The organism is Brevundimonas sp. P2_A6, assembly GCF_056404975.1.
The window spans coordinates 1-11042 of record NZ_JBFUCZ010000003.1 but is presented as its reverse complement, the minus strand read 5'-3'; the positions used below and the strand labels follow the sequence as shown (position 1 = coordinate 11042).

Genomic DNA, 11042 nt, shown 5'->3' with positions numbered 1-11042 from the left:
CTCACTAACATGGGCTGGGCTGGACCTCCATCGGGCCAGACCGCAAAGTCCACTCGCGGCCTGGAGGCGAGGGTGGGCAGCAGCAAAAACGGCCGTCCTCCCGAAAGAGAACGGCCGTCGGTCTTGCAGGCGTCTTTGAGGTTTAGAAGCGGGCGGTCAGGCTGACCGAGGCGCTACGACCCAGCTCGTATTTGTTCACGCTGATCCGGCTGCTTCCCAGTTCCTGGAACTCGTCGTAGTCGGTCCGCAGCAGGTTGCGCAGTTCCAGGGCGAAGCCCAGGTCGTGGCCGGCCGCCGTGAAGTCCTTGCGGTACACGAAGTCCAGGAACACGCCTGGATCCTGGATCAGGTCCGGGTTGCCGGCGATACCCCGGGCGGAGATGCGCTCGGATACGTAGTTGACGATGATCGTCGCCTGAGACCGGTCCGTATCGTCTTCCCAACCCAGTTGCAGGTTGGCGACGTGCTCGGACTGACCTTGCAGGCGCGCGCCGTCCGTCAGCAGGTTGGTCGCCGCCTCGCCGACGCCCAGGTTCTGCTCGGTGCGGATGATGTCACCCGACCCGACCTGGATCTCGGAGTCGGAGTAGGTGTAGTTGGCCTGCACCAGCCAGCGCTTGTTGGCGATGAAGGACATGCCGTTGTCGGGGAACTCGAAGTATTTCTTGCCCTCGACTTCCAGGCCCATGATCGTGGCGCCTGGCGCGTTCAGGAAGGTCTGCTGGATCCCTTCCCCCGCCTGGATGGCGCTGGTTTCGACGGGGTTGGACAGATCCTTGTAGAACAGGCCGCCGGTCAGATACTGCTGGCTGGCGAAATACCATTCCAGTCGCGCATCGACGTTGATCAGCTGGGTATCGCGCAGGTAGCGGTTACCGATGAAGGTCCGGTCGGACTCGGTGTCGGTATAGGCCTGGGGCGCCAGTTCGCGGAACTGCGGACGACCGATGGTCTTGGACGCCCCGACCCGCAGCTGCAGGTCTTCGGCGAAGTTCCAGGTGACCGTGGCGGCCGGGAGCCAGTAGTCCTTCTCGATCGTCGAACCGATGGCGCGCGAGCCGCTGAACTGGTCGACCAGAACCACGTCCTGCTGGGCGTCTTCATAGCGCCAGCCGGCGGTGATGTTGACCAGCGGGATGATCTCGGCCTCGACCTGGGCATAGGCGGCATTGACCTGAAGCTCGCCCTCGTAGGCCCCGTTGGCGACGGTGTCTTCGGACAGGGTGATATACTGGCCGATGTTGAAGTCCGAGGTCAGGTAGTCGACGCGCGATTCCAGCTGGTCGGCCGTCAGCGTGCCCACGGGGACGAAGCGCAGGTCCCGGCGCTCCGAGCTGCGATTGTTGTCCGACGACGCGACCCCTAGCGTGAACTTGGCTTCGCGCTGGTCCGAGAGAGGCAGCACATAGCTGAGGTCCGCGCCGCCCGAGACGACGTCATCGTCCAGGGTGCTGAAGGAGATGTTCGGGTTGGTGCCGATGTTGTGCGAGATGTTGCCGGCGGCGTTGCGGCCATAACCGAACTGGGTCTCGTACGGTGCGTCGCGGGTGGTCTTGGCATAGGCCGCGCGCCAGTTGAACTCGATCCGGTCCGTCAGGGTGTGATCGCCCGACAGCTGGCTGGAGAACAGTTCGCGCTGGAACCACTCGGTGTTGTCGAAACGCCGGAAGCCGCCCGCAGCGTCGTCGAAGCCCTGAGTGATCCGGGCCTCCTTGGTCACGTTGCGGACGTACAGATTGGTCCACTTCAGCGTGTTGAACTCGTTGGTCAGGCTGAAGGCGGCCAGGGCGTTCAGCTTGATGTCGTTCTGGTTGGAGCGAAAATCGTAGTCGTTGGCGAGGACCAGGTTGCCGCTGTCGATGCGGCCCGTCTGGCGCACGCCTTCGCGTCCCCGCCAGCTGTTGTCGTAGCCGGCGACGAGCAGGGCACCGGCGGTGCCCAGGCCGGTTTCGGTCGATGCCCCGGTGGTGATGCGGAAGCTGCCGTTGACCGGCGTGACCTCCTCCTGGAGCAGGCGCAGGGGCGCGTTCTCGAGCGAGCGCGCGATGGTCGCGATCTCGGCGGCCGTATAGTTGGTCGAGGTGATGCGCTTGCCGGAGCGGAAGGCCAGGGCCAGTTCGCCTGGCACTTCACGCGTGCCGTCGTCGAAGCCGAGGAAGTCGGTGCGCGATCCGTAATAGATCAGTCCATCCTGACCGGTCGTCTCGGTGTTGCCACCGATCGAGGCGGTCATGTTGAAGAAGGGTTCGTTGGGCGTGTCGACCGTATGCAGGTCGATAACGCCGCCGCCGAACTCGCCCGGGAAGTTGACCGAATAGGTCTTCTGGACGGTCACGCCTTCCAGGATCTCGGCCGGGAACAGGTCCAGCGGCACGACGCGCTGCAGCGGTTCCGGCGAAGGCAGGGGCGAACCGTTCAGCAGGGCGGACGAATAGCGCTCTCCGAGGCCGCGGACGTAGATGAAGCGTCCCTCTACGATCGACAGGCCGGTGACGCGGGTCAGGGCCTCGGCCGCATTGGCGTCGCTGGTGCGGGCCAGGTCTTCCGACGTCAGGAAGGCCGCGACCTCGGGGCTCTGGCGGTTGGGCTCAGGGATGTAGCGGCCAAGGACGACGATCTCGTCGAGCTGGTTTTCCTGCGGCTCTTCGGCCTGCGCCTGCTCGGCGGGTGTCTGGGTCGTGGAGCCCGGGGCCTCGACGGGCGTCGGGGTGGATTGAGCGTATGCCAGACCCGGCGCGATCAACGCGCTGGTGGCCAGCAGAACCCCGCTCAGGGTCAGAGTGACGGTCTTCATGATCTGCGCCTTGAAGGGGATGTGAAGGGGGTAGCGAAAACGGGCGGCGTCCGTTGAGGAGCGCCGCCCGGCCTTCACGATCAGCAGTTGGAGCCGGCAGCGAAGCCGCAGGTCCAGCCCAGGTACCAGGTGTCGGTCGCGTTCCGCACCGCGCCGATGTAGGCGACGGTCTGGAAGTAGGGGTTGACGGCCGGGGCGTTCGTCACCGTGACGGCGTTTTCGTTCGCGCCGTTGATGAACGCCAGGCTCTGGTTGGTGAGCGTCGCGCCCGCCGGGGCGGTCAGCGTGGACGTGTAGTTCGGGTTGTTGTTGATGTTGGTGCCCGTGATGAACACTGCGGCCGTGGCGGCGGCGTTCACATTGGTGTCGTCCTCGTAAGGACGGGCACAGGAGAAGACCACCGAGCGGAAGATCGGGTTGTTCGCGACGGTCTGGGCATCGTCGATGTCCAGGCAGGCGGCGGCCGAGGTCGTCGGGTTGGTGAAGACCGAGTTGATGATGGTCGGGTTGGTGCCGGTGTTCAGAACGATCAGGCTGTCGGCGGCGACGGCGGCGTTGCGGCCGACGACCGTCAGGTTCGAGATTTTCGGAGCCGAGAAGTAGGTCGTGCCCGACGGGGCGGCCGACCACTCCAGGCCGCGGCTGCCCGAGGTCGGGATGGTCGGACGCTGGGTGACGATCGCGAACTGGACCGCCCCGCGCCAGCCGGTGTCGGTATCGATGCCGTCGTCGTCGGCGCCGGTGATCACGACGTGGTTCATGTTGACCGTGCCGCCGAAGATTTCGACGCCGTCATCCGACGAGTTGTACGACTGCCAGTATTCGACGGTCGTGCCCGAACCGACGCCGGCCAAGGTCAGGGACTGAAGCTCGACGTTGTTGAACAGCGGGAAGCCCGAGTATTTGATCTGGAAGTAGCGCATGCGGCCCGAGTCGTCGGTCGGGATGTTGCCGCCGTGCAGGACGTCGGGCGTACCCTCGGTCACGGCAACGCAGGCCTCGTTCGGCGCGGTGACACCGGCCGGGCAGTTGGCGATCGGCGCGCGGCCGGCGATCAGGACGCCGCCCCACTGCTGCTGCGACGAGCTGTTGTTGCGGCCCTCGATGTCGTCGGCGCTGGTGAAGATGATCGGGTTGGTCGCGGTGCCTTCGGCGAAGATCTTCGATCCACGGTTGATGGCCAGATAGTCGCCGGCCGCGCGAGCGAAGATCTTGACGCCCGGATCGATCGTCAGCTGGCCAGCCAGGCCGCCCGGAGCCGGCGAGGCCGGGTTGGCGCCGAGGTCGATGCCGACCTGGGTCTTCCCGCTGATGGCGTAGATCGTGCCGGCCCGGACCGAGAGCTGCAGATTGCCTGTGATGGTCGCGGGCAGCTGGCAGGCGCGCAGGGTGTTGTTGGCGACCGTGCCGATGTTGACCAATCCGGCCGGGCAGTCAGTGGCGGGAACGCCGTTGCCGGGCTGGACGACGCCACCGCCCGTGCCGCCGCCGGTTCCGGTGCCGAAATCACCCTCGCCGGGCGAGGCGACTTCGGCGGAGCCGCAGGCGGCCAGTGCCATCAGGGCCGAACCGGCCAGCAGTACCTTGGTCAGACGAAGCATCGGGCATTCCTCGCGTTAAATGTGCGGGTCGCCACGCGTCCGAACGACATCGTCCCAGCAACCCCGATGGCCGCTTTAAGGCCCGATTGCGATGTGTCGGTGACAGAAAATCGATGCTTTATTACAGTTCATCCTGATACGGATCAGATGAAGACAGATCATTCATGCAATTGTCGCGAACCGTTCTTTGCCGCCTTCAGAAATGGTCGATTGCAACGGCAGAAAGCCCGATCGTGTCCTGAGGGCCGCAGCCACATGCTAAACGCCGGGAATGCGATCCGTGACGACGACGTCGACGCCGCCGGCCGATGCCGTGCGTGTCAGGCGGCTCGTCACCACCTGTTCCACATCCCCGACAGAGACGGCCGTGACAGTGCGGAAATGATCCGACGTGTAGCCTGTGCCGGCCGGTGAACTTCCGACCGCCGCAAGGTCGGCTGGAACCAGGTAGCCGACCCTCTGCCTGTGGGCGATCAGCTCCCGGGCACGATCCGGGTCGTTGAGCATGAGGGCCAGCAAAGGCTCTCCGACCGTGTTCAGATTGATCTGCGAATCGGGGGGCAGGATCGTCACGAACGGCCGCAGCCGTGACAGCGCGTCGGCGGAAACGCCCGAGGCGATCAGCAATCGGTCATCCGTCAGCGGACCCGCGATCCGCACGACCGTGGCGATACGCACCAGGATTTCCGGGGCCACACCCGCCGATGCGCCGATGCGCTGAAACAGGTCGATCGGCCCGGATCGTCCGCCCGCCAGCGCGTTGAGATTGAACCGGGCCTGCTCGTCCTCGATCGTCAGGGCGAACCGTCCGCGCGGAATGGCGATCGAGGTCTGGGACAGGGCCGCCCATGGTTCGGTCAGATTGTCCGTCCCCGCCGCGACGACGCCGTCGCGCCGCAGGCTGGTGATGGCCGACAACTCGCCGGCGCGGGCATAGGCCGAGGCCTGCGCCACATCCCGCAGCCTGGCACTGCGCTGCAACTCGATGTCCTGCCCGGCGATCATGATGAGCACGGTGACGCTGGCCATGGCGACGACCAGGAGCACATTCAGCAGGATCATGCCTTCGCGGTCGGGCCGGCGTGCCATCGGATCGTCTCCTGATCTGGCGCACTAGACCCGGGTCTTCGCCACGGCAAGCCTGACGTTCGGCTGGGTGAACTACTGCTCTGCCAATCGGGGCTGGAAGTCGGGATCGATCAGACAGGGCTCGGCGAGCTGCGTGGCGAAACGCCCGCAAAGCACGGCGACCTGCGTCGCCGTCGGCCGCTCGCCCGTGTCAAGCCACTGGGTCATCGCCGAAAGCAGGGCGGCGTACTGGGGCGCGCTCAGGCGGCTGTGCAGCGCCTCGGTCGTGAAGACCTGGCTCAACAGGCGCGAGCGACCGGCCCCCGCCACCGTCCGTGCATAGATCGCCTCATGAGAGACCGAGACCGTGGGGTCGTAGCGCGCGTGCAGGGTGAGGGTCGGCAGGACGATGTTGCCGGTCAGGTCGGCGTCATAGGCGAGCGCCGCGACGGCATCCGGGTCCGCCTCGAACCGTTCGATGCCCTGGTTCAGGGCCACGTCGTCGTCCGAGCCCCGATAGGTGGTGCCGACGTTCGAAAAGGGGTTGCGGCTGTCCAGGCGCTCCCAGACCATGTCCTGGAACAGATTGGTCGCCCAGGCCAGATGGGCGACGAGGGTGTCGGCCGTCACACCCGTCACAGACAGGATGTTGCGCAACGCGTTCGCCTGCGCCGGGGTGCGGGCTTCGGGCGCGAGGCTGAGTCCGGTGCATTCCTCGACGCGGGCCGCCACGTCCGCGCGAGGCATGGAGGCCCCTTGGGGGAGGCCTTGCCACAGCGGGTACTGCGTCTCGGTCGGGCGGGGGTGGTTGTGACAGTAGAACTGGTAGACCGCCCGCAGGTCGGCGCGGAACGCATAGCCGCGCGTCCCGCCGGCCAGCAGGCCGCTGGTCAGGATGACCCCATCGTAGTTTCGGCTGCCGTCCGCTGCGACGGCATAGAGTTCGGCCGCCTTGGCGGCGACGTTGCCGCCCCAGGACTGACCATGCAGGATCGTGCGCTTCGGCCTGCCGAACCGGTCCCAGACGATCTGGCGCAGATCGTCGGTGTCGCGCGCGGCCATGCGCACGCCATAGCCACCGCGACGATAGGTGGATCCGGCCCAGGCATAGCCTTGGCTCACCATCATCGAGAACCGGTCCAGATCCTCGACCGGGTCGTCCCGCTGGGGCTCGCCCGTGCGCGGGCCCCCGTGGGCGTGGACGATCAGGGTCCCGTTCCAGTCTCGGGGATAGGCGACCCAGTACCAGGCGCCGTCGATTGTTCGGCCGGACGAGCAGACCGTGCCTTCGGGCAGGCTGGCCGGACAGGTCGCGGGCTCGGCCGCGATGGCCTGGGCCGAGGCGGATGTCGAAACACCCGCCCCCATCAGGCCGGTGAGGGCCAGGATCGAAAGGATTGCAGGCATCGTTCCCGGCCGTCGCGACATGGGCTCAGAACTCCTTGGCGAGACTGGCGTACCAGTAACGGCCGTAGGGGCGATAGAGCGAGCCCAGATAGCCCGACGAGGCCAGCGGTGGGGCTTCGTTTGTGATGTTGCGCACACCCAGGCGGATGCGGCTGTTGGAGGCGAGACCGGCGTCGTCCTCCCACTCGTACTGGCCGTACAGGTTCCCGGTGACCTGGCTTTCGACCTCCCAGGGGTTGCCGGCGGCATCCAGGAAGCCCGTTTCGTCCACGGCGGAGATGTACTGGGTGAAGGCTCCGAACTGCCACGGGCCCTGGCTCCAGGTCAGGGAGCCGGACAGACGCCATTCCGGTCGACCGTTCTGGGCCAGCAGGTCGCTGGAGTCGGGCAGGGGCGTGGCTGCGTTGATGATGCCGGTCGAGCGGGCGGCGTAGAGCTCATCCACCGCCGGACCGGCTTCGCGGCCGAACTTGATCAGCTTGGCGGCGTCGATATTGACCCGGAAATCGCCCCACGGCGTGCCGCGAAGCCGCCAGTTGAAGCCGATGTCCAGACCCTCGACGTCCTGGGGCAGCAGGTTCACGAACCGGTCGCTGATCGAGATGATCTGACCGGCCGGCGCGATGCCGGTGCCGGCGAACAGGGCGATGTCGTCGGCGTTGACCGGCGCGCGGGTCACCAACGGATTGGACCGCCCCTGAACCCGCTCGGCATAGTCGAGGACAACCGCGTTCGGGCCGCCGAACAGGCCGACGATCTTCTCCTGCTGGATCCGCCAGCGATCGACCGTGAAGGTGAAGCTGCCCCATTCGGCGGGCAGGAACTGCGGCTGGAAGACGATGCCGTACGACTGGTTCTTGCTTTCTTCCGGCTCCAGATCCGGGTTGCCCGAGACCAGCAGCGACGCACCGATCGCCCGCGAACACGCCCCGAACGTGGCGATGCGGCCGGCCCGCAGATCGGCCTCGCAGCGGATGTAGTCGGGGTTGGTGGACAGACGGCCGTAGGTGGCGGTGTTGACCTGTTCCAGGTTCGGGGCACGGAAGCCCTCGGAATAGGACCCTCGCAGGCGCAGCCCGTCGAAGATGTCCCAGGCAGCGGCGATCTTGGGTTTGGCCACGTCCCCGAAGTCCGAATAATGCTCGGCACGACCGGCGATCTGGACCTCCAGATTATGGACCAGCGGGATGTTCATCTCGGGAGAGACGATCGGCACGGCGAACTCGATATAGGCCGAGGTCACGGTGCGCTCGCCGTGCGTGTCCGGGTTCTGGCTGACGGCGATGACGTTCGACTGCTGGACCGCCCCGGTCACGGAATCCCGGAAGGGATTGGTACCGTCCAGATTGGCGTCGCGGTCGTCGTTCTGGGTCTCCTTGCGGGCCTCGAAGCCGAAGGCCACGCCGACGTCTCCGGCGGGCAGGCTGAACAGGTCCGCCCGCGAGACCTTGAAGTCGTACATCGCCAGGGTCGTCTTGGACTCCCGCTTCAGGCGGAAGGTGATGGCATCGAGCGCGGTCTGCGAACTGGGCGAACAGTCGCCGAAGCTGGGCTGGTTCACGCAGCCGCCGCTGAACGGGTTGTAGGCGTCCGGCGTCGACAGGGCGAGCGAAGCTTGCAGTGCCGTGGTGTTGACCGCGTCGGATTCGTCGACCGCCTCGGCCTCCGAATAGACCAGGGCGGTCTCCCAGTCGAAGCCGCGCCATTCGCCACGCAGGCCGGCAAGGGCGCGGGCCTGGTAGTTGCTGACGTCGACGTGCTGATAGCCCGCATCGACGAAACGGTACTGGTTCAGCGTGATGGCCAGCCCCTGGACCGGCACATTGGTCAGGCCCGAGATGCGATTGGGGTTCGTCTGGCCATTGGCGAAGGTCACCGGGCCGAACGGGTTCCAATAGTTCTGGGCGGGGATCGTCAAGGTGTTCAGGTTGATCACCGGCGGCTGGATCCGCTGGGTGTCGGCCGTGTAATAGCCCAGCTCTCCAAACGCTGTAATGTTGTCGGTCAGGTCGTAGTGGCCGGTCAGGAACAGGTTCAGCCGCTGGGTGTCGGGCTGGACCGTGGTGCCCGGCGCGGTGTCGAAGCGCAGGTCGCGCTGGACGCCATTGAAGTTCAGGGCACCCGAGCCCAGGCAGACATCGCCATTCGGGACCAGACAGCCGGTCAGGGCCGTGGGCTGGATGTGGAAGGCACCGGCGGCGGTCGTCAAGGCGGTCGTGCCGCGTCGGATCGCCGTCGTCGCCCCGACCACCGCCAGGTTGGCCCAGGCCCCGCGCGTGTTGCGGAAGTCCGGGGTCAGGCTCGAGGCGAAAGCCGGATCGTTGGCGAACAGGAAGCGCAGGTTGTCGGTGGCCGTGAACTGCTGGTCCTCGGCGCGCAGGGCGGTGCGGTCCGTATAGTCGATGAAGGCCGAAACGTTGCCGCGATCGAAATCCTTGCCCGCGAAGACGCCGATGTTGAACTCGCGCAGGTGGGTGCCTTCCGCCCCGCCGTACTGGGTGTTGATCTTCAGGCCGTCGAAGTCGTCCTGCAGCACGGTGTTGACCACGCCGGCTACCGCGTCCGCCCCGTAGATCGCGGCCGCCCCGTCCAGCAGGACCTCCAGTCGCTCCAGACCCGTTACCGGGATGGCGTTCGAGTTGTAGGACAGCACCGGCACCGTGCCGGTGTCGGAGGTGCCCTGGCTGGTCGGGTGCTGGACGATGCGGCGACCGTTCAGCAGAACCAGAGTATTGCCGACGCCGAGCGAGCGCAGGTTGACCGAGTTCACGTCGCCGCGCGCCGCGTTCGAGGTCTGCGGATTGTTGGCCGCGCTGAACAGCACGTCGCCCATTTGCGGGATGGAGCGCAGCAGGTCGTCGCCGTTGACCGCGCCGGTGGCCAGGATCTGTTCCTCGCTCAGCACCGTCACCGGCAGGGCGGCGGTCACATCGGCCCCGCGGATCTGGGATCCGACGACGACGATGTCTCCGACGGACGAGGCGTCCTGACCCTCATCGGCGGCCTGGTCAGCGATGGCCTGGGACGCCTGCGACAGCTGGGTCGTCGAGGGGACCTGTGCCGGGGTCTGTCGCGGGGTCTGGGTCTGGGCCCAGGCGGCGGGCGCGAGGCTCAGCAGGGCGGCGGCGGCGGTGGTCGCCAGCATCGCGGTCTTGATGGTGTTCATGTTCATCCTCCCAAAGTCTTTTTTGTTTTCAGGCACGCTAAAGGTTCAGTCCCTTGCCAGGGCCATGTCGTCGCCGGGTCCGGCGGCGGGGTCGGTTGCGGCGGCGAGCGGTCTTGGCTGGCCGTTCAGCGCCTCGCGCAGGGCGTCCCGGTCCAGTTCGCCTTCCCAGCGGGCCACCACGATGGTGGCCACGGCGTTGCCGATGAAGTTGGTCAGGGCCCGGCATTCGCTCATGAACCGGTCGATGCCCAGGATCAGCGCCATGCCCGCGATGGGCACCGAGGGCACCACCGCCAGGGTCGCCGCCAGGGTGATGAAGCCCGCCCCCGTGATGCCCGCCGCGCCCTTGGAGCTCAGCATCGCCACCAGCAGCAGCAGCACCTGGTCCTGCAGGCTCAGGTCGATGTTCAGCGCCTGGGCGATGAACAGGGCCGCCATGGTCATGTAGATGTTGGTGCCGTCCAGATTGAACGAATAGCCGGTCGGCACGACCAGTCCGACCACGGACTTGGAGGCTCCGGCCCGCTCCATCTTCTGCAGCAGGCTGGGTAGCGCCGCCTCCGACGAGGAGGTGCCCAGCACCAGCAGCAGCTCCTCCTTCAGATAGCGGATCAGCTTCAGGATCGAGAAACCGTTGGCGATCCCCACCAGCCCCAGCACCCCCACCACGAAGATGGCGGCGGTCAGATAGAAGGTGGCGATCAGGGCGATCAGATTGCCGATCGTGGCGATGCCATAGGCCCCGATGGTGAAGGCGAAGGCTCCGAACGCCCCGATGGGCGCGGCCTTCATGACGATGGCCACCAGCTTGAAGAAGGCGCTCGAGACGGCCTCCAGCAGGCTCAGCACGGGCCGGCCCGCATCCCCCACGCTGGCCAGGGCGATGCCGAAGATCACCGACACGAACAGCACCTGCAGGATGTTGCCGGTCGAAAAGGCGCTGACGAAGGTGTCCGGGATCACGCCCAGCAGGAAGCCGATCACCGTCGTCTCGTGCGCGGCGGTC

6 protein-coding genes are annotated in these 11042 nt (G+C 66.5%); all 6 read right to left on the bottom strand.

Annotated elements, in window-relative coordinates; genetic code table 11:
* Window positions 1-142: 142 nt before the first annotated feature.
* The gene (locus AC1DW4_RS09090; RefSeq protein WP_477016940.1) at window positions 143-2794 is read right to left on the bottom strand and encodes a TonB-dependent receptor domain-containing protein; all 2652 of its coding nucleotides are present in this window, start codon (window positions 2792-2794) and stop codon (window positions 143-145) included.
* Between the two features lie 80 nt (window positions 2795-2874).
* Window positions 2875-4395: a hypothetical protein gene (locus tag AC1DW4_RS09085; protein ID WP_477016939.1), complete on the bottom strand. Its 1521-nt coding sequence runs from the start codon at window positions 4393-4395 to the stop codon at window positions 2875-2877.
* 258 nt (window positions 4396-4653) lie between these two features.
* Window positions 4654-5484 (bottom strand): type II secretion system minor pseudopilin, encoded by an 831-nt coding sequence (locus AC1DW4_RS09080; protein ID WP_477016938.1) that lies wholly within the window; start codon window positions 5482-5484, stop codon window positions 4654-4656.
* A gap of 72 nt (window positions 5485-5556) precedes the next feature.
* Complete coding sequence (locus tag AC1DW4_RS09075; protein ID WP_477016937.1) at window positions 5557-6870, bottom strand: alpha/beta hydrolase family protein; 1314 nt, start codon at window positions 6868-6870, stop codon at window positions 5557-5559.
* Window positions 6871-6895: 25 nt separating this feature from the next.
* Window positions 6896-10036: a TonB-dependent receptor domain-containing protein gene (locus tag AC1DW4_RS09070; protein ID WP_477016936.1), complete on the bottom strand. Its 3141-nt coding sequence runs from the start codon at window positions 10034-10036 to the stop codon at window positions 6896-6898.
* Between the two features lie 45 nt (window positions 10037-10081).
* Window positions 10082-11042 (bottom strand): cation:dicarboxylate symporter family transporter (locus AC1DW4_RS09065; protein ID WP_477016935.1); only part of this gene is annotated, 961 nt, incomplete at its 5' end.

Excerpts from the sequence above, each read along its gene's own strand:
- AC1DW4_RS09070 (WP_477016936.1), bottom strand. The coding sequence starts at position 10,036 with ATGAACACCATCAAGACCGCGATGCTGGCGACCACCGCCGCCGCCGCC.
- AC1DW4_RS09090 (WP_477016940.1), bottom strand. The coding sequence starts at position 2,794 with ATGAAGACCGTCACTCTGACCCTGAGCGGGGTTCTGCTGGCCACCAGC.
- AC1DW4_RS09085 (WP_477016939.1), bottom strand. The coding sequence starts at position 4,395 with ATGCTTCGTCTGACCAAGGTACTGCTGGCCGGTTCGGCCCTGATGGCA.
- AC1DW4_RS09080 (WP_477016938.1), bottom strand. The coding sequence starts at position 5,484 with ATGGCACGCCGGCCCGACCGCGAAGGCATGATCCTGCTGAATGTGCTC.
- AC1DW4_RS09075 (WP_477016937.1), bottom strand. The coding sequence starts at position 6,870 with ATGCCTGCAATCCTTTCGATCCTGGCCCTCACCGGCCTGATGGGGGCG.